This window comes from Streptococcus oralis (genome assembly GCF_026782085.1).
In the GTDB taxonomy this organism is placed as follows: Bacteria; Bacillota; Bacilli; order Lactobacillales; family Streptococcaceae; genus Streptococcus; species Streptococcus oralis_DA.
Genome location: NZ_JAKUVW010000004.1, coordinates 458,224 through 477,862, shown reverse-complemented (window position 1 = coordinate 477,862; position 19,639 = coordinate 458,224). Strand labels below are relative to the sequence as shown.

22 protein-coding genes and 1 pseudogene are annotated in these 19,639 nt (G+C 40.8%); 22 read left to right on the top strand and 1 reads right to left on the bottom strand.

Annotated elements, in window-relative coordinates; translation table 11 throughout:
• Nucleotides 1-29 precede the first annotated feature (29 nt).
• The 13 genes and pseudogenes from MK395_RS04440 (at nt 30) to MK395_RS04380 (ending at nt 10,810) form a co-directional block, all read left to right on the top strand.
• Nucleotides 30-1,064, top strand: coding sequence for a DNA/RNA non-specific endonuclease (locus MK395_RS04440; protein WP_049518535.1), 1,035 nt, complete (start codon nt 30-32; stop codon nt 1,062-1,064).
• A 91-nt stretch (nt 1,065-1,155) separates the two neighbouring features.
• A complete protein-coding gene (locus tag MK395_RS04435; RefSeq protein WP_000141913.1) occupies nt 1,156-1,392 on the top strand; it encodes a DUF2829 domain-containing protein in 237 nt (78 codons plus the stop codon).
• Entirely contained in the window at nt 1,385-2,083 is a 699-nt protein-coding gene (locus MK395_RS04430) for a 3-oxoacyl-ACP reductase (RefSeq protein WP_084878048.1), read from the top strand. Before MK395_RS04435 ends, MK395_RS04430 begins: the two co-directional genes overlap by 8 nt.
• A gap of 10 nt (nt 2,084-2,093) precedes the next feature.
• Nucleotides 2,094-2,594 (top strand): NUDIX hydrolase, encoded by a 501-nt coding sequence (locus tag MK395_RS04425; RefSeq protein WP_044020921.1) that lies wholly within the window; start codon nt 2,094-2,096, stop codon nt 2,592-2,594.
• Nucleotides 2,572-3,420, top strand: coding sequence for a putative PEP-binding protein (locus MK395_RS04420; RefSeq protein ID WP_044020919.1), 849 nt, complete (start codon nt 2,572-2,574; stop codon nt 3,418-3,420). The genes MK395_RS04425 and MK395_RS04420 overlap by 23 nt, the downstream gene beginning before the upstream one ends.
• On the top strand, nt 3,417-3,857 hold the full coding sequence (locus MK395_RS04415) for an ASCH domain-containing protein (RefSeq protein ID WP_268711358.1): 441 nt from the start codon (nt 3,417-3,419) through the stop codon (nt 3,855-3,857). Before MK395_RS04420 ends, MK395_RS04415 begins: the two co-directional genes overlap by 4 nt.
• 120 nt (nt 3,858-3,977) lie before the next feature.
• Nucleotides 3,978-6,518 carry a M1 family metallopeptidase gene (locus MK395_RS04410; protein WP_268711357.1) on the top strand — a complete coding sequence of 847 codons (2,541 nt, stop codon included), beginning with the start codon at nt 3,978-3,980 and terminating at the stop codon, nt 6,516-6,518.
• A 181-nt stretch (nt 6,519-6,699) separates the two neighbouring features.
• Nucleotides 6,700-6,984, top strand: a complete 285-nt coding sequence (locus tag MK395_RS04405; RefSeq protein WP_268711356.1) for a helix-turn-helix domain-containing protein — start codon at nt 6,700-6,702, stop codon at nt 6,982-6,984.
• Between the two features lie 50 nt (nt 6,985-7,034).
• Entirely contained in the window at nt 7,035-7,361 is a 327-nt protein-coding gene (locus MK395_RS04400) for a DMT family transporter (protein ID WP_009013481.1), read from the top strand.
• A 14-nt stretch (nt 7,362-7,375) separates the two neighbouring features.
• Complete coding sequence (locus MK395_RS04395; RefSeq protein ID WP_125397709.1) at nt 7,376-8,179, top strand: SDR family NAD(P)-dependent oxidoreductase; 804 nt, start codon at nt 7,376-7,378, stop codon at nt 8,177-8,179.
• Nucleotides 8,180-8,336: 157 nt separating this feature from the next.
• Nucleotides 8,337-8,678: pseudogene (locus MK395_RS04390) on the top strand (hypothetical protein).
• A 130-nt stretch (nt 8,679-8,808) separates the two neighbouring features.
• Nucleotides 8,809-9,483 (top strand): two-component system response regulator CiaR, encoded by a 675-nt coding sequence (gene ciaR / locus MK395_RS04385; RefSeq protein ID WP_268711355.1) that lies wholly within the window; start codon nt 8,809-8,811, stop codon nt 9,481-9,483.
• Nucleotides 9,473-10,810, top strand: coding sequence for a sensor histidine kinase (locus MK395_RS04380; RefSeq protein ID WP_268711354.1), 1,338 nt, complete (start codon nt 9,473-9,475; stop codon nt 10,808-10,810). Before ciaR ends, MK395_RS04380 begins: the two co-directional genes overlap by 11 nt.
• A gap of 63 nt (nt 10,811-10,873) precedes the next feature.
• Here MK395_RS04380 and MK395_RS04375 read toward each other — a convergent pair whose 3' ends face one another.
• Nucleotides 10,874-11,158 (bottom strand): DUF3270 domain-containing protein, encoded by a 285-nt coding sequence (locus MK395_RS04375; protein WP_049479726.1) that lies wholly within the window; start codon nt 11,156-11,158, stop codon nt 10,874-10,876.
• A gap of 386 nt (nt 11,159-11,544) precedes the next feature.
• Here MK395_RS04375 and MK395_RS04370 point away from each other — a divergent pair, with 386 nt between their 5' ends.
• The 9 genes from MK395_RS04370 (at nt 11,545) to deoD (ending at nt 19,639) form a co-directional block, all read left to right on the top strand.
• Complete coding sequence (locus tag MK395_RS04370) at nt 11,545-12,600, top strand: ABC transporter permease (protein ID WP_049479725.1); 1,056 nt, start codon at nt 11,545-11,547, stop codon at nt 12,598-12,600.
• A gap of 13 nt (nt 12,601-12,613) precedes the next feature.
• The gene (locus MK395_RS04365) at nt 12,614-13,294 is read left to right on the top strand and encodes an ABC transporter ATP-binding protein (RefSeq protein ID WP_268711353.1); all 681 of its coding nucleotides are present in this window, start codon (nt 12,614-12,616) and stop codon (nt 13,292-13,294) included.
• 125 nt (nt 13,295-13,419) lie between these two features.
• Nucleotides 13,420-14,349 (top strand): peptidase U32 family protein, encoded by a 930-nt coding sequence (locus MK395_RS04360; RefSeq protein ID WP_268711352.1) that lies wholly within the window; start codon nt 13,420-13,422, stop codon nt 14,347-14,349.
• Nucleotides 14,350-14,454: 105 nt separating this feature from the next.
• Nucleotides 14,455-15,138, top strand: a complete 684-nt coding sequence (gene rpiA / locus MK395_RS04355) for a ribose-5-phosphate isomerase RpiA (protein ID WP_000429269.1) — start codon at nt 14,455-14,457, stop codon at nt 15,136-15,138.
• A 23-nt stretch (nt 15,139-15,161) separates the two neighbouring features.
• Nucleotides 15,162-16,373 (top strand): phosphopentomutase, encoded by a 1,212-nt coding sequence (locus MK395_RS04350; protein WP_268711351.1) that lies wholly within the window; start codon nt 15,162-15,164, stop codon nt 16,371-16,373.
• A gap of 1 nt (nt 16,374) precedes the next feature.
• Nucleotides 16,375-16,935 (top strand): DUF1697 domain-containing protein, encoded by a 561-nt coding sequence (locus tag MK395_RS04345; RefSeq protein WP_000195703.1) that lies wholly within the window; start codon nt 16,375-16,377, stop codon nt 16,933-16,935.
• Nucleotides 16,932-17,741, top strand: coding sequence for a purine-nucleoside phosphorylase (locus MK395_RS04340; protein WP_000143361.1), 810 nt, complete (start codon nt 16,932-16,934; stop codon nt 17,739-17,741). The genes MK395_RS04345 and MK395_RS04340 overlap by 4 nt, the downstream gene beginning before the upstream one ends.
• A 4-nt stretch (nt 17,742-17,745) precedes the next feature.
• Nucleotides 17,746-18,456 (top strand): type 1 glutamine amidotransferase, encoded by a 711-nt coding sequence (locus MK395_RS04335; protein WP_084945252.1) that lies wholly within the window; start codon nt 17,746-17,748, stop codon nt 18,454-18,456.
• Nucleotides 18,457-18,928: 472 nt separating this feature from the next.
• The gene (gene deoD / locus MK395_RS04330) at nt 18,929-19,639 is read left to right on the top strand and encodes a purine-nucleoside phosphorylase (protein WP_084945251.1); all 711 of its coding nucleotides are present in this window, start codon (nt 18,929-18,931) and stop codon (nt 19,637-19,639) included.

The window sequence follows — 19,639 nt, the reverse complement described above, 5'->3', positions numbered from 1 at the left end:
TCTAATTATTATATAAAAAGGAGAATTTTATGAAAAAGTTACTATCCTTCTCAATTGCTTTGCTTTCCATCACAACATTAGTTGCTTGTTCTGGACATAAGGCGGAATCAAAGGTCCCAGAAGAAAAAATTGAACAGAAGCAAATCAAGTTTGATGAGAAGTTGTTTAAAGAAGCTGGACTCTTGCCTTTTAAAAATGAGAAACAACTAGAACTTGGAGAATTGGATTCTAAATCACGCGCAACGGGTGCTCATATTCAACTTAAGGACAGTGATGAGCCAACTGAGAAGAGAGAGTCCAAGTTGACTTATGATCCAGTTGGATGGCACAATTATAAATTCTTTTATGGTGATGGTAAAAAAGAAGCTTGGTTGATGAGTAGAGGTCATCTGATTGGTTACCAATTTAGTGGATTAAACGATGAAAAGAAAAACTTGGTTCCTATGACTAACTGGCTCAATGCTGGAAATTATTCTGGAACAGATGACCAAAACCAAAGTAGCATGCTTTATTATGAAAATCGATTGGACTCTTGGTTGGCCAATCACCCCAACTATTATCTTGACTACAAGGTAAACCCAATCTATCAGAAAGATGAATTAATTCCGAGACAAATTGAATTGCAGTATGTGGGAATAGATGAAAATGGCAAACTCTTGGAAATCAAATTGGGTGGTAGTAAAGAAAAGGTTGATCAGTATTCAGTGACGCATGTTGTTTTAGACAATGTTTCAGCTAATGCGGAAATCAATTATTTGGACGGTACGGCTAAAAATACAGTTGAAGATGCAAAGATAAAAGAAGAAAAAGAAAAGGCTAAGAAGGAAGCTGAGGAAAAAGCCAAGAAAGAGGCAGAAGAAAAAGAAGCAGCTGAAAAGAAAGCAAAAGAAGAAGAACAGGAAAAAGCTCGCCAAGCCGCACAAGAACAGGAAGAAAGCCAGGAATCAAACTCGCCATCAACAAATTCAGGTGGCTACTTTAGAGATAGAAAAGGGAGATGGCACAGACCAAATGGTAAATTTGCTTCTAAGAAAGAAATCAGAGAAGCCGGATTGCAGTGGTAAGAAGAATTTAGTAGATACACAGTCAAAAAGCCGTTGGAAAACGGTTTTTTGTTATAATTAAATGAAGAATTTAGAATTAAAGGAGAACATCATGACTTTTGAAGAAATCCTGCCTGGGTTAAAGGCCAAGAAAAAATATGTACGAACTGGTTGGGGAGGGGCTGAAAACTATGTCCAACTCTTTGACACTATCGAGCAAAACGGGGTTGCGCTTGAAGTGACGCCCTATTTCCTAATCAACGTGTCTGGAGAAGGGGAAGGTTTTTCCATGTGGAGTCCGACACCTTGTGATGTTTTGGCGACAGATTGGGTAGAAGTGCATGACTAGACGTGTATTGATTACGGGAGTAAGTTCAGGGATTGGTCTGGCTCAAGCCCGACTCTTTTTAGAGAAGGGTTATCAAGTATATGGAATTGACCAAGGTGAAAATCCTCTCTTGGAGGGTGATTTTCACTTTTTACAGAGAGATTTGACCTTAGACTTGAAACCTGTTTTTGACTGGTGCCCTCAGGGGGATGTTTTGTGTAATACTGCAGGAGTTTTGGATGCTTACAAACCCTTATTGGAACAATCAGCGCAGGAAATTCAAGAGATTTTTGAAATCAACTATATGACTCCTGTTGAGTTGACTCGGCATTATTTGACACAAATGTTGGAAAATAAAAAAGGAATCATCATCAATATGTGTTCGATTGCTTCAAGTCTAGCTGGCGGAGGTGGTCACGCCTATACCTCGTCTAAGCACGCCTTAGCTGGCTTTACCAAGCAGTTGGCTCTAGACTATGCTGAGGATGGTATTCAGGTCTTTGGGATTGCTCCAGGAGCAGTCAATACAGCTATGACCGCTGCGGACTTTGAACCAGGTGGATTGGCTGACTGGGTGGCTAGTGAAACGCCAATCAAGCGCTGGATTGAGCCAGAGGAAATAGCAGAGCTTAGTCTTTTCTTAGCAAGTGGAAAGGCGAGCGCCATGCAGGGACAAATCCTGACCATTGATGGTGGTTGGTCGTTGAAGTAGGAGGAGTTGGATGGAAATCAAAAAACACTTTGGAGTTTATGCTGTTTGCTTTGAAAATGGGAAGTTACTCTGCATTGAAAAAACGAGAGGCCATTATCAACATCGTTATGATCTACCCGGAGGCAGTCAGCAACTTGGTGAAGGATTGACGGAAACGCTGATTAGAGAAGTTATGGAAGAGACAGGATTTACTGTTAGAAGCTACTCAAATCCTCGAATCTACGATGTTTTCGTCAGGGAAGAGTTAAAAAATTTTATGGTTCACCATATCATGGCATTTTATGATATTGAGGTCAACGAGAAGGAACCTCAGGTTACGATTTCGGATGCTGTGTCTGATGGTGCGAATGATTCACTCGGATATGTTTGGATGGATATTCAGAAAATCATAGAAGAAAATGTTTCACCATTAGTCTTGAAGGTTAAGTCTGAATTATTAGGATTTGCAGAGCTGGACAAGACCTTGTATATGAATTGGAAGGTGAGAGATGAGAAACCAACTTGTCCTTAGTGGAGAACAAATTGTTGAAAAAGTTTATCCTCAGTTATTGCACCACGTCGGTATGATTCGTGGAGAATATTTGTTGAGAGAGCTTAATCAGAACATCCTATTAGCAAGTTGCCAGCAATTTGTAAAAGATTATCTAGATACCATTTGCTCCTTGTACTCAGACGAAGAGGTTTGGTATCGTTTTTCAGAGTTAACAAATACAGAAGCTAATTGTTTAGAGGGGACTAAAGAGCATTTTGATGAAAATCATCCCTTGTTTGGTTATAGAGGAACTAGGCGCTTGCTGGCGTGTCCTGATGAATTTCAGGCTGAAGCACATGTCGTTACAGAAGTTTATCAAACAAATCCCAATCTGTCTGTTATCTTTCCTTTTGTCAATGATGCTGAGCAGTTAAAGCAAGTTATTAGGGTATTACGTCAGCATGGTTTTACTGGAAAAGTCGGTACAATGATTGAATTACCGTCAGCTTATTTTGACTTGGACAGGATACTGGAAACTGGTATTTCAAAGATTATAGTTGGAATGAATGATTTGACTTCTTTTGTTTTTGCGACTGTGAGAAACAGTCAATGGCATGATATGGAAAGTCCAATAATGTTAGATATGCTGAGAGATATGCAGGATAAAGCAAGGATGAAAAAGATTGACTTTGCTGTAGCAGGCTATCTGAATGCTTCTTTCATACAAAAAATGAATCAGACGGGTATCAAGTGTATTATCCACTACAGTTCTATTCCAGAGATTTTTAATTTAGAGATTGATCATCCAGACCATCTCAAACGTATAAAAGAAGTAAGTAAAAAATTACAAAGGAGCAACCCATGACACCGCAAGAAATGTGGAATGACTACAAGCAAATCAACCCCTCTATCGGAGATGAGATAGATGCCTGGGCTTTTGGAGTGGAAGCAGATCTCTTGGCAGATTTGGTTTTAAAAGGCGAAAAGACAGCAACTGCCTCGGCCTACGACCTCTACGCAATAGAGGATGAACCTCTTCCGCAAGAAGGGACCTTCGATGTTATTTTAGACAGTCAAGATCAGGCTGTCTGCATTGTCGAAATTACAAAGGTTTCCGTTCAGCCTTTTCATCAAGTGTCAGCCGACCATGCCTATAAGGAAGGGGAAGGTGACAAATCCCTAGCCTATTGGCGTCAGGTTCATGAGGAATTCTTCACGGAGTGGCTGGAGGAAGCGGGCTTGACTTTTACGCCTGACAGCAAGGTTGTTTTGGAAGAATTTCGCAAGGTCTACCCACTCTAGACTGCAGAAGGAAGAAAGTTTTGGAAATTACCGTCCAATCCTTTTTTCTAAAGCAAAACATGATATAATAAGTTTGTTTGAAGAAGAGTAAAACTCTTAAACTTAGAATAGGAGAAAACTATGCAAGCAGTTGAACATTTTATTACGCAATTTGTTCCTGAACACTATGATTTATTTTTAGACTTGAGTCGTGAGACCAAGACCTTTTCTGGGAAGGTGACCATCACTGGTCAAGCCAAGACTGACCGTATTTCCCTTCACCAAAAAGATTTGGAAATCGCTTTTGTAGAAGTTGCGGGTCAAGCTCGTCCGTTTACAGTTGACCATGACAATGAAGCCCTTCATATCGAATTGACTGAGACTGGTCAAGTTGAATTGGTCATCGCTTTTTCAGGAAAAATCACAGACAACATGACAGGGATTTACCCTTCTTATTACACAGTTGATGGTGTCAAGAAGGAAGTCCTGTCTACTCAGTTTGAAAGCCATTTTGCGCGTGAAGCCTTCCCATGTGTGGACGAGCCTGAAGCCAAAGCAACTTTTGACCTCGCTCTACGTTTTGACCAAGCGGAAGGTGAAGTGGCCCTGTCAAACATGCCAGAAATTGATGTGGAAGACCGTAAGGAAACAGGCGTCTGGAAGTTTGAGACAACACCTCGCATGTCTTCTTACTTGTTAGCCTTTGTAGCTGGTGATTTGCAAGGGGTAACCGCTAAAACCAAGAATGGTACTCTCGTTGGTGTCTACTCAACCAAAGCCCACCCCCTATTAAACCTTGATTTCTCACTAGACATCGCCGTTCGCTCAATCGAGTTTTACGAAGATTACTACGGAGTTAAGTATCCAATTCCTCAATCGCTCCACATCGCCCTTCCTGACTTCTCAGCAGGTGCAATGGAAAACTGGGGTCTTGTGACTTACCGTGAAGTTTACTTGGTTGTGGATGAGAACTCAACCTTTGCTAGCCGTCAACAAGTTGCCCTTGTTGTGGCACATGAGTTGGCTCACCAATGGTTTGGTAACCTCGTGACTATGAAATGGTGGGATGACCTTTGGCTTAATGAAAGCTTCGCTAACATGATGGAATACGTCTGTGTGGATGCCATCGAGCCAAGTTGGAACATCTTTGAAGACTTCCAAACAGGTGGAGTTCCAGCGGCGCTTAAACGTGATGCGACTGATGGGGTTCAGTCTGTCCACGTCGAAGTCAAACACCCAGATGAAATCAACACGCTCTTTGATGGCGCTATCGTTTATGCCAAAGGAAGCCGTCTTATGCACATGCTTCGCCGTTGGCTAGGTGATGCTGATTTTGCTAAGGGTTTGCACGCTTACTTTGAAAAACACCAATACAGCAACACCATTGGTCGTCACCTTTGGGATGCTCTTGGTCAAGCATCAGGACGTGATGTCGCAGCCTTCATGGATTCTTGGTTGGAACAACCTGGTTATCCAGTTCTCACTGTCAAAGTTGAAAATGACGTCTTGAAGATTTCGCAAAAACAATTCTTTATCGGTGAGCACGAAGACAAGAACCGCCTCTGGGTAGTGCCACTCAACAGCAACTGGAAAGGTTTGCCAGACACACTTGAAACTGAAAGTATCGAAATCCCTGGCTATGCCGCTCTTCTTGCTGAAAACAAAGGAGCACTTCGCCTCAATACTGAAAATACTGCCCACTACATTACAGACTATCAAGGAGACTTGTTAGATGCTGTTCTTGCTGAGTTAGAGACACTTGATAACACAAGCAAACTGCAAATCGTTCAAGAACGTCGTTTGTTGGCTGAAGCAGGGCACATTTCTTATGCAGACTTGCTTCCAGTCCTTGATAAACTTGCTAAGGAAGAGTCTTATCTGGTGGTTTCAGCTGTTTCTCAAGTGATTTCTGCCCTTGAGCGCTTTATCGATGAAGGTACAGAAGCTGAGAAAGCCTTTAACAGTCTGGTTGCTAAATTGGCTCGTCATAACTATGACCGTCTTGGCTTTGAAGCCAAAGACGGAGAATCAGATGAGGATGAATTGGTTCGTCAGTTGGCCGTTTCTATGATGATTCGCTCCAATGATGCAGAAGCTAGTCAAGTCGCTAGCCAAATCTTTGCAGCTCACAAGGAGAACCTTGCAGGACTTCCAGCAGCCATCCGTGCACAAGTTCTTATCAATGAAATGAAACACTATGAGACCAAGGACTTGGTCGCAACTTATCTGGACCTCTACACTCATGCGACGGATGCGGTCTTCAAACGCCAGTTGGCAGCTGCTCTAGCCTACAGTACAGATGCTGACAATATCCAAACCTTGATTCGTTCATGGAAGGACAAATTTGTGGTGAAACCACAAGACCTTTCTTCATGGTACCTCCAATTCCTCGGACACCAAACAACTCAAGAAACTGTTTGGGTATGGGCGCGTGAAAACTGGGATTGGATCAAGGCAGCTCTTGGTGGGGATATGAGCTTTGATAGCTTTGTCATCTTCCCATCACACATCTTTAAAACAGAAGAACGCTTGGCTGAGTATAAGGAATTCTTTGAACCGCAACTTTCTGACCTAGCTCTTAGCCGTAATATCCGCATGGGGATCAAGGATATCGCAGCGCGTGTTGATTTGATTAAGCGTGAAAAAGCAGCAGTCGAAAAGGTTTTGAAAGCAAGTAAGTAATAGATAAAAAACAGCGGATCTTGCAATCTGCTGTTTTTTGGAAGTCAGTATAAAGTGTCCATCCTGAAAATCGTGTTATAATAGCAATGTCAAAGAAATTTTACCTAGAATTGTATAGGATGTTAAAGAATTTCGTCTAGCCAATTCGTGAAGAAAAGAATAATATAAAGAGGAAATGCAGATGTTAGGAAAACAATTAAAATTATTTAGAGAACAAAATGGCTACAGTCAGAATCAAATAGCAGAATATCTGGGGACGACTCGTCAAACTATCTCAAATTGGGAAAATGATAAAACAATTATAGATAGTCATAGTTTGATTCGCTTAGCTGATTTTTATCAGATCTCTTTAGATGAGTTATGTGGACGAAAAAAGATTCCTGTTTACAAGAATTCAAAGATCAAGTCTATGATTTTAGCTAATGTTTGTACACTTTGGACCTGCTTCGCTTCCACTCATCGCTAAATCAATTGTTTTCCGACTAGCTTTTCAATTCTATTGATTCTAGGAGGACAATGATGTCTTACGTTTATTTAACTCTTGCTATTGTATCTGAAATAGCTGCCACAAGTCTGTTAAAACTGTCGCAAGGTTTTTCGAAAATGCTTTTTGGGATTCTTGCTTTAGTTTTGTATGGCTTGTGTTTTTTCTTTCTATCTTTGTCTTTGAAAGGCATACAACTAAATCTAGTCTATGCTATTTGGTCTGGTGTTGGTTTGGTTGGAACAACTGTGCTATCTATTTTGCTTTTTCATGAAAAAGTAACGTTCGCAAGTCTCTTGGGAATTGCTTTAGTTATTGTGGGGCTTGTTATATTAAACCTATCACAAAAGGTTCACTAATGAGGTAGTATGTTATGGGTGACAATTATTTTAAAAATAAAAGAGTCGTTATTATTGGTGCCAGTGGAAATTTGGGACAAGCCTATACACAAGCTTTTTTTCAAGCAGGTGCTCATTTATTTCTTTTAGGTCGCAATATGAATAAATTAGCCAGTTTTTCTGAGAATATTGCTTCCAAGATTCCGATTTGCTCAGTAGATATAACGAATGAAACTTCTATTAAAGTTGCAGTGTCTGAAGTTCAAAAGTGGTCGGATAATATAGATATTGTTATTAATGCAACGGGATTTGATGTACGAAAATCTTTATTATCTCACTCTGAGGAGGAGATCAATCAAACTATGACGATTAACCTAATAGGGGCTATCCTTGTCAGCAAACATTTTTTACCTTTGTTAAAAAATCAAAAAGGAGCAACCATTGTGCATTCAGGAGGTTTTGCAGATGGTAGGATGGCCTTCCCCTATTATAGTGTAGATGTGGCGAGCCGCGCCGGACTTTTTTCTTTTATCGAATCAATGAACCGAGAATTAATACAGGAGCAGAAAAAGATGCATATAACTTATTTTTGCCCCAATGCAGCAGACACACCATCAGAAAAGCCTTATCATCCAGTTTGGAGAGAAATGGGGATCTCTATATCAAGTACAAATCAAGTAACCCAAGCTTTACTTAAAGGTATAAAATCTCGTAAAAGAGTGATTTTGATGGGACAAGGTACAAAGATTTTTACAACATTAAACCTTCTATCCCCAGCAATAGCGGATTATCTTTTACTGAGACGATACGGTCGTATTTTAAAAAAATATTTTGGATAAATTTTCTATTATTTTTCTAAGAATTTTCTCATCTTTTAGTATTCTTTAAGAAAAAATAATTAAGATGTATGTAGCCTAAAGAAAGGATGTGGTGAATTTATGAAGTAGAGCTTCTTCATTTTTTCACAGAAACTTAAAGCAGAAAGAAAAATATAGAATGAATAAAGAGAAAATGATTGTTGTAGAAAAAAGCACCAAGTGGAGGCTATCAGTAGTAGCAAGTGGTTCTTTAGTGGTCGGCTTGCTTGATGGTTATATATTCGGTTCTTTGACTCAATAATCAACAAATCAGCAGTCGACCGTTCAAACATCGAAAACCCAGCAAGATAATCAAGATGGCAATAATATGCAAAGTCACGGTGGACAGCCGCCGCAAGGAAATAATAATCAAGAAGGCGGTAGCAATTCTAAGAAGAAACCAGCCAATGCAGATGGAAGTACAAAGGCCAAGGATAGCAATTCTAACCAAAATAATGAAGAAAACACTACAAAATCTTAATCCATTTGTTAAAGCCATGATATAATAATTAAAGAATTATACTAAGATCCAAAAAATGATACAAAAATTCTTTATTTTATAATAACCTTAGATGAAGCTGATTAGTATCTTATAGCAGGAGGAGAACAAGATGATTAAGATTTTACTAGTAGAAGACGACTTAGGGTTGTCAAACTCAGTATTTGACTTTTTAGATGATTTTGCAGATGTCATGCAGGTTTTTGATGGAGAAGAAGGGCTCTACGAAGCTGAAAGTGGCGTTTATGACTTGATTTTGCTTGACCTGATGTTGCCTGAAAAAAATGGTTTCCAAGTCTTGAAAGAATTGCGTGAGAAAGGAATCACGACACCAGTTCTTATCATGACTGCTAAGGAAAGTTTGGATGACAAGGGACATGGTTTTGAGTTGGGAGCGGATGACTACCTCACCAAACCTTTCTATCTAGAAGAACTCAAAATGCGGATCCAAGCCCTTCTCAAACGTTCAGGTAAGTTTAACGAAAACACCTTGACCTATGGGGATATTGTCGTCAACCTTTCAACGAATGAAGTGAAAGTAGAAGATGCTCCTGTGGAACTACTCGGGAAAGAGTTTGAGTTGTTGGTTTATTTTCTTCAAAATCAAAATGTTATTCTTCCTAAGACGCAAATTTTTGACCGTCTATGGGGATTTGATAGCGATACGACGATTTCTGTTGTAGAAGTCTATGTCTCAAAAATTCGTAAGAAATTGAAGGGAACAGCCTTTGCTGAAAATCTTCAAACCTTGCGTAGTGTCGGGTATATTTTAAAAGATGTTCAATAAACTAAAAAAAACATGGTATGCGGATGATTTCAGCTATTTCATTCGAAACTTTGGAGTGTTCACCCTAATCTTCTCTGCTATGACCTTGATTATCCTCCAGGTCATGCACTCGAGTCTCTACACTTCTGTAGATGAAAAACTCCAAGCCCTTAGTAGCAGTCCCCAAGCGGTTATCCAGTTAGCCCTGAATCGGGCAACTGAAGAGGTCAAGGATATTCAACCAGCAACAGCGGATGCCAACAAGGCTGAAATCAAACCCAATGTTAGCTCAAATACAGAAGTTTTACTTTTTGACAAGGATTTTAATCAGCTCTTACTGGGCAATCGTTTTTTAGGTTTGGACAAGATCAAGCTGGACAAGAAAGAGTTGAATCATATTCGCCAAATCCAAGTTGTCAATAGCTACGGTCAGGAAGAAACCTATCGGATGATCTTGATGGAAACCAATTCTTCCTCCGTATCAAGCAATGTCAAATATGCGGCGGTTTTAATCAATACTAGTCAGCTCGAGCAAATCAGCCAAAACCACGAGCATTTAATTGTTGTAGTGATGGCTAGTTTCTGGCTCCTGTCTTTAATTGCCAGTGTTTACTTGGCACGTGTCAGTGTCAAACCCTTGCTGGAAAGTATGCAAAAGCAGAAGTCCTTTGTTGAAAATGCCAGTCACGAACTGAGAACGCCTTTGGCTGTTTTACAAAATCGTTTAGAAAATCTCTTTCGAAAACCAGAGGCAACGATCATGGAATCCAGCGAAAGTATCGCTTCCAGTCTTGAAGAAGTTCGCAACATGCGCTTCCTCACGACCAATCTTCTCAACCTTGCACGTCGCGATGATGGAATTAAACCAGAAATAGCAGAAGTATCACCACAGTTCTTTAAGACGACCTTTGCTAACTATGAGTTGATTGCTTCTGAAAATGATCGTATTTTTGACTATGAAAATCGGATTTATCGTCCCTTCATGACAGATCAGTTACTCCTAAAACAGCTCATGACCATCTTATTTGACAATGCCATCAAGTATACTGAAGAAGATGGGAAAATTGAGTTTGTAGTTCATGCTACAGATCGTCACCTCTATCTAACAGTAACGGATAATGGAATTGGAATCTCAGCTACTGATAAGAAGAAAATCTTTGATCGATTTTACCGTGTAGACAAGGCGAGAACCCGCCAGAAAGGTGGCTTTGGTCTTGGATTATCTTTGGCCAAGCAGATCGTAGATGCCTTACGAGGAACGATTAGCGTCAAAGATAACAAACCTAGAGGAACAATTTTTGAAGTTAAAATCGCTATCCAATCTCCTTCAAAACGTAAGAATAAATAAAAAGACAGTTAGATAACTGTCTTTTTTGATAACTAGAAAAGAGGCTGGTAGTAGTACCAACCTTTATTTTGAAAATTTTCGTTTGATTATCTTTCTTTGAAGTTGTAAAAGGGCGAAACTAAGACCCATTGCAGCAACAAATGATAAAGCTGTGTTCAATTTTAAGGCTAAAAAGATAAAACTAAAAAGTGCCATAAAAATACAGAAACAAGCGATATTTACAAAAAATAAAATCTCTTTTAGGTTAGGGCCGACTGGGGCTTCTGGTGTGTAATCTTGGTAAAGCGGAGTTTGTTTCGATTCGGGAGCTTGTTCAAACTCATAAGCTTCTAGTTTTCTTGCGGACATGATTCTCTCCTTAACAGTACATAACTATTTTATCATTTTTTATGCAGAGAATTATTACAGGATTGTTACAAAAACACTAAAGTCTCTTATCATCCTCTAAGTCGCTCTTCTTGACACCCACTAGAGAAAATGATAGCATGGATGTTACACTTAAAAACAGATGACCTAACTTTCTATATTATAAATATACTGAGAAAGGTAAGGATAACTTATATAAATTGATAGCAAGCTGAGGCTTTTTCCTAAGATGATTTGTTAAGTTGCTACCTGAATACTTTTGAAGAGTATTGATAGGAGTTGTTTTGAATGGATGATAAGACAGAGATTCTGTCTATTGGACTGGGTGGCATTCTTGCTACCTCTGGGAAATGTTAAAGGAGATAAGCATGTATCTTGCTATCAAAGAGATATTACGAAACAAACTTCGATATAGTTTGATCTTAACGACCATTTTTCTTATCGCTTTTATGGTCTTTTTTATGACCAGTCTAGCTCTCGGTCTTGTGCGAAACAACCGGGCCGCTATTGATAATTGGCAAGCAACGGGTGTCGTTTTATCCGACTACGCAAATGATAATTTGACAGCATCCTTTATTCCTGAAAAGGACTACAAGGATAAGAGTTCTGAAGAGGCTGCTCCCCTGGGCTATATGTTCGCTGTAACCAATCTAGTCGATGGTAGTGAAAAGGTCAATGTTTCCATTTTTGCTCAAGACTGGGACGCTTTTATCTCTCCTAGTTTGACGGAAGGTCGTTATCCTGAAGGAGATGATGAGGTTGTCGTGGACCAGTCTTTTGAGAACTATGGGATGAAGCTAGGTGATGCCATTCAGCTCAATGGAAGCGATTCAAGTTACAAGATTGTAGGCCTGACTCAAGGAAATAAATTTTTCACCGAGCCTGTTGTCTTTACGAGCCTGACAACTTATTGGACCTTACAAGGAACCTTGAAAGCCAATCGTTCCATCTCTGCCTTGGTATTGAAAAATGACATAGAAGTGACTGGCGACGGACTGAAACAGATTTCCATTCCAAAAATGATTTCGAAAATTCCTGGTTACACACCTCAGGTTAATGTATTTTCAGGAATGATTCTCGCTATGATTGTTATCACAGGCTTGATTGTGGGGATTTTTGTTTATATCATTACCATCCAAAAACTAGGTCTTTATGGAATAATGCGAGCTCAAGGGATACAGATCAAAACCATTGTATGGTCTCTGTTCTGTCAAATCTTCCTCCTAGCTGGTATGGGGATTGCTTTAGCCTTGCTGGCAATCGGAGGAGTGATTTTAGTCTTACCAGCTACCTTCTTTTTCTATCCAAGTTGGATAGCCTACTCTGTCCTAAGTTTGGTAATTTCCTTGATGGCCCTTCTAGGTGGTGTCATTTCACTTCCACGCTTGCTAAAGGTGGACCCGATTACTGCGATTGCAGAGTGATAAGGAGAATAGTATGACAACATTGATAGAAATGAATCAAGTGACAAAAACTTACGGGGAAGGAAAGATGAAAGTCGTAGCCCTGCATGAGACGAATTTTCAGCTAAATGCGGGAGAGTTCGTAGCTATCGTTGGGCCCTCTGGCTCTGGAAAGACGACCTTTCTAACAACTCTAGGACAACTTCAGGAAGCATCGAGTGGAAAGATTCTAGTCAAAGGGAAGGAAACAGGCAGTTTGACGGAGAAGGAAAAAACAGATCTCCGTTTTAGAGAGTTTGGTTTCATTCTCCAGGCTTCAAACTTAATTCCTTTTCTAACGGTCAAGGACCAGCTGGATTTGATAGACAGACTAGATAAGGGAAAAAATAGTAAAAGTGACCGAAAAGAGCTGTTTGACTTGTTGGATTTGGAAAAAGTTCAAAATCATTATCCCAAAGCTCTATCGGGTGGCGAACGTCAGCGTGCCGCGATTGCTAGAGCGCTCTATAACAATCCAAGCATTGTGCTTGCAGATGAGCCGACAGCCAGTCTTGACACTGAGCGTGCCTACCAAGTAACGGAGATGCTGGCTGCCATTGCCCATGAACAAGGTAGAGGAGTTGTTATGATTACGCATGACACTCGTCTTCTTGATAAGGTTGATCGTATTTATGTCATGAACGATGGCCACCTAGTTGAAGAAACACATGCATAAAATAGAGTGAATGGTACAAGTTACTGTTCACTTTTTTGATTGGGAAAGATAGAAACAAGTTTAACTTTTTGTGAAACTCTCAGTAACCATAGCTGATTTTTGAGAAATGTGGTATAATTTTTCTTATGGAAAAGATTATCATTACAGCAACTGCTGAAAGTATTGAACAAGTTGAACAACTACTCGAAGCTGGCGTAGACCGTATCTACGTCGGTGAAAAAGATTTTGGTCTTCGTCTGCCAACGACCTTTAGTTATGAAGAGTTACGCACCATCGCTAATCTCGTTCATGAAGCAGGCAAAGAATTGATTGTTGCGGTTAATGCCCTCATGCACCAAGATATGATGGACCGTATCAAGCCTTTCCTAGACTTCTTGGAAGAAATCAAGACAGACTATATTACTGTTGGGGATGCAGGTGTCTTTTACGTGGTAAACCGTGATGGCTATTCCTTTAAAACCATTTACGATGCTTCAACCATGGTAACAAGTAGTCGTCAAATTAACTTCTGGGGTCAAAAGGCTGGCGCATCTGAGGCGGTTTTGGCGCGTGAAATTCCATCTGCTGAACTCTTCAAGATGCCTGAGATTTTGGAAATTCCTGCTGAAGTATTGGTTTATGGGGCTAGTGTCATTCACCATTCTAAGCGTCCGCTCTTGCAAAACTACTATAACTTCACGCACATCGATGATGAAAAGACACGTAAACGTGACCTCTTCTTAGCAGAACCGAGTGACCCTGAGAGCCATTATTCTATCTTTGAAGACAATCATGGTACTCACATCTTTGCCAACAATGACCTTGATTTGATGACCAAATTGACAGAATTGGTCGAGCACGGCTTTACTCACTGGAAGCTAGAGGGGCTCTACACACCTGGTCAGAATTTTGTAGAAATTGCTAAACTCTTTATCCAAGCACGTAGCTTGATTCAAGAGGGGAATTTCAGCCATGACCAAGCTTTCTTGTTAGATGAGGAAGTGCGCAAGTTACACCCTAAAAACCGTTTCCTCGACACAGGATTCTATGATTACGATCCTGATATGGTTAAATAGGACACCAAAACCCGAAATAAAAATGTTCGGGTTTTTCCAGTGTATCCATGAAATAAAAACGGATACATGTTATAATAAAAATAGCTCTTTAATGGAGGTGTTTGAGTGGAAAATCTGAAGAAAATGGCAGGTATCAAGGCTGCTGAGTTTGTCAAGGATGGCATGGTAGTCGGACTTGGAACGGGCTCTACTGCCTACTATTTCGTAGAAGAAATCGGTCGTCGGATTAAGGAAGAAGGTTTGCAGATTACTGCTGTGACAACTTCCAGTGTGACCAGTAAACAGGCTGAAGGTCTTAACATCCCGCTCAAGTCAATTGATCAAGTAGACTTTGTCGATGTGACGGTTGATGGGGCGGATGAAGTAGATAGCCAGTTTAACGGAATCAAAGGCGGTGGTGGTGCCCTTCTGATGGAGAAGGTTGTGGCAACGCCCTCAAAAGAATACATTTGGGTGGTAGATGAAAGCAAACTAGTAGAGAAACTAGGTGCTTTTAAATTGCCAGTAGAAGTGGTTCAGTATGGTGCAGAACAGGTCTTTCGTCGGTTTGAACGAGCTGGCTACAAACCAAGTTTCCGTGAAAAAGACGGCCAACGTTTTGTGACCGATATGCAGAACTTTATCATTGATCTTGCCTTGGATGTCATTGAAGATCCGATTACTTTCGGGCAAGAAATGGACCATGTCGTTGGTGTCGTAGAGCATGGCTTGTTCAACCAAATGGTGGACAAGGTCATCGTAGCGGGACGAGATGGTGTTCAGATTTTAACTTCAACAAAAGCAAGATAACTAAAATAATAAGGAGACAGATTATGTCAAAATTTAATCGTATTCACTTGGTGGTACTGGATTCTGTAGGAATCGGTGCTGCGCCAGATGCCAATAACTTTGTCAATGCAGGGGTTCCAGACGGAGCTTCTGACACACTGGGACACATTTCAAAAACCGTTGGTTTGAATGTACCAAACATGGCTAAAATCGGTCTAGGAAATATTCCTCGCGAAACGCCGCTTAAGACTGTACCAGCTGAAAGCAATCCAACAGGTTATGCAACAAAATTGGAAGAAGTTTCCCTTGGTAAGGATACCATGACTGGTCACTGGGAAATCATGGGACTCAACATTACTGAGCCTTTCGATACTTTCTGGAACGGATTCCCAGAAGAAATCCTGACAAAAATCGAAGAATTTTCTGGACGTAAGGTCATTCGTGAAGCCAACAAACCTTACTCAGGAACAGCTGTTATCGATGATTTTGGACCACGTCAGATGGAAACAGGGGAGTTGATTATCTATACTTCAGCTGATCCTGTTTTGCAAATTGCTGCCCACGAAGACATCATTCCTTTGGATGAATTGTACCGTATCTGTGAATACGCTCGTTCGATTACCCTTGAGCGTCCTGCCCTTTTAGGTCGTATCATTGCCCGTCCATATGTTGGTGAGCCAGGTAACTTCACTCGTACAGCAAATCGTCGTGACTTGGCCGTTTCTCCATTTGCTCCAACTGTTTTGGATAAATTGAACGAAGCTGGTATCGATACTTACGCTGTTGGTAAAATCAACGATATCTTTAACGGTGCTGGTATCAATCATGACATGGGCCACAACAAGTCAAACAGCCACGGAATTGATACATTATTGAAGACTATGGGACTTGCTGAGTTTGAAAAAGGATTCTCCTTCACAAACTTAGTTGACTTTGATGCCCTTTACGGCCACCGCCGCAATGCTCATGGTTACCGTGATTGCTTGCATGAGTTCGATGAGCGCTTGCCTGAAATTATCGCTGCCATGAGAGAGAACGACCTTCTCTTGATTACTGCGGACCATGGAAATGACCCAACTTATGCAGGAACAGACCATACTCGTGAATATATCCCACTTTTAGCTTACAGCCCTAGCTTTAAGGGAAATGATGTCATTCCAGTTGGACATTTTGCAGATATCTCAGCAACAGTTGCGGATAACTTTGGTGTTGAAACTGCCATGATTGGTGAAAGTTTCTTAGATAAATTGGTATAAGATGACGCAATATGCTTTACTTGTTCGGGGCATTAATGTCGGTGGGAAAAATAAGGTTGTCATGGCGCAACTTCGTCAAGAACTGACAGAGTTGGGACTGGAAAAGCTTGAGACCTACATCAACAGTGGCAATATTTTCTTTACTTCGACAGACCCCAAAGCCCGATTGGTTGAAAAGTTAGAGGCTTTCTTTGAAGTCCATTATCCATTTATTCAGAGCTTTTCTTTGCTGAGTCAGGAAGATTATGAAGCAGAGCTGGAGAATCTGCCAGATTGGTGGACCAAAGACCTGGCTCGAAAAGATGTCCTCTTCTACACGGAGAGCTTGGATGTGGATCAAGTCATCGAGAAAGTGAACAGTTTGGAACTGAAAGATGAAGTGGTTCATTTTGGAAAACATGGGATTTTCTGGGGGAAATTTTCTGAAGAATCCTACTATGCAACTGCCTATCATAAGCACTTGCTCAAGATGCCTTTTTATCGCAACATCACCATTCGCAATGCAAAAACCTTTGACAAAATCGGTCAAATGCTAAAAAATAATAAAGGAGACACAGAATGACATTTTTAGATAAGATCAAAGAAACAGCTGCTTTCCTGAAAGAAAAAGGAATCCAAGCGCCTGAGTTTGGTTTAATCCTTGGATCAGGACTTGGAGAATTGGCTGAAGAAATCGAAAATCCTGTTGTAGTAGACTATGCAGATATTCCAAACTGGGGCCGTTCGACAGTAGTCGGTCACGCTGGTAAATTGGTATATGGAGAACTTGCAGGTCGCAAGGTCTTGGCTCTTCAAGGTCGCTTCCATTTCTACGAAGGAAATCCTCTTGAAGTCGTGACTTTCCCAGTTCGTGTGATGAAAGTACTCGGATGTGAAGGTGTCATTGTAACCAATGCAGCTGGAGGTATTGGATTTGGTCCTGGTACCTTGATGGCTATCTCAGACCATATCAATATGACGGGGCAGAACCCATTGATGGGTGAAAATTTGGATGATTTTGGTCCACGTTTCCCAGATATGTCTAAAGCCTACACTCCAGAATACCGAGCTACTGCCCATGAAGTAGCTAAGAAACTTGGTATCAAGCTTGATGAAGGTGTCTATATCGGTGTTACTGGTCCGACATATGAAACACCTGCAGAGATTCGTGCCTATAAGACATTGGGAGCAGATGCAGTTGGTATGTCTACTGTTCCTGAAGTGATTGTGGCAGCTCACTCAGGCTTGAAAGTTCTAGGAATTTCATGTATTACGAACCATGCTGCAGGATTCCAAGAAGAACTCAACCACGAAGAAGTTGTGGAAGTGACAGAGCGTGTCAAAGGTGACTTCAAAGGCTTACTTAAAGCGATTCTTGCTGAATTGTAATGTCATGAGAGTTCACTTTATTTTACATGAGAGATTTGAGGTTCCAGGCGCATATCTAAAATGGGCTATAGAACGAGGTCATCAAATTACATCAACAAAGGTTTATGAAAAAGAACCTCTTCCTGAAACAATTGACGGGATTGATTTTCTGATTGTCATGGGTGGTCCTCAATCACCTGATGAGGATAGAGAAAACTTCCCATACTATGATCCAAAGGCTGAGCTTGCTTTTATGAAAGAAGCGATTGCTGCAGATATCTATATTGTTGGTGTCTGTCTTGGTGCGCAACTCCTATCTGTTGCCTATGGTGCGAAGTATGAACATAGTCCAGAGCGCGAGATCGGCGTTTATCCTGTGACATTGACGATGCAAGGTTTAACAGATCCTCATGTAAGCTTGTTCGGAGAAACCATAGAAACTAGCCACTGGCACGGTGATATGCCAGGGCTGACAGATGAAGCTGTCGTCTTGGCGACCAGTCAAGGTTGTCCACGCCAAATTATTCGCTTCAGTCCAAAACATTATGCCTTTCAGGCTCATTTGGAATTTGATCCAGACGCAGTAGAATTATTGATTGCTGCGGATGGTGAGGAGAAATTAAGAGAGCAAAGTGAAAAGTTGCCTTTTGTTCAAACACCAGAAGAATTACGTGGAAACGATTATTCTGAAATGAATGCAAAACTGTATGCATTTTTAGATTCATTGGTAAACTAGGAACTACAGAAAGGCAGAGTATCTGAGTTATAGTCAAACTCGGGCTAATTGTTCTGTGAAATATTTAAATTTAAAATCAAGAAAGAAAGGATGGGTAAACCGTATTTGCTGAACTGAATACGGGCAGAGAACTGCGTGAAAAAGATAAACTGTCTAGCATCTGCGATGCTTCGTCAGTTTCCTATTTTTACTTTGTTCTCTGTCGCTATCCTAAATATACAATAAAGAAAGGTAGAGCGTGTGTTCAAATTTGAACACGAGCGGAAACTTTTCTAGAAATTCAGAAAGGAAGGGGAGTTCGGTTTTGAATTGAACTCGGACTGTTCTCTTCTATATCATAAAAATTAAGAAAGAAAGGAATTGAACCCACCCTAAAAGCAGTGGGAAAAAGATAGTTGGTCTAGCGAGCATCGCTCACTGCACCCAACTCCTATTTTCCCTTCGCTTTTTGACGGGTTTGGTATCTTATATTATGTCTATCCATATTGCTGCTCAGCAGGGTGAAATTGCTGATAAAATTCTTCTTCCGGGGGATCCTCTTCGTGCGAAATTTATTGCGGAGAATTTCCTTGAAGATGCTGTTTGTTTTAACGAAGTGCGTAACATGTTTGGTTACACTGGTACTTACAAAGGGCACCGTGTATCTGTCATGGGAACTGGGATGGGGATGCCATCCATTTCGATTTATGCGCGTGAGTTGATTGTGGACTACGGTGTGCAAAAATTGATCCGTGTGGGAACTGCTGGTTCTTTGAATGAAGATGTCCACGTCCGTGAATTGGTTTTGGCGCAAGCAGCTGCAACCAACTCAAACATCATCCGCAACGACTGGCCACAGTATGATTTTCCACAAATCGCTAGTTTTGATTTGCTAGACAAGGCCTACCATATCGCCAAAGAACTTGGTATGACCACCCACGTTGGGAACGTTTTGTCATCAGATGTCTTTTATTCAAACTACTTTGAAAAGAACATCGAACTTGGTAAATGGGGAGTTAAAGCTGTGGAAATGGAAGCAGCAGCCCTCTACTACTTGGCTGCCCAACACCACGTCGATGCACTTGCTATCATGACCATTTCTGATAGCTTGGTCAATCCAGATGAAGACACCACTGCAGAAGAACGCCAAAATACCTTCACTGATATGATGAAGGTTGGTTTGGAAACCTTGATTGCAGAGTAA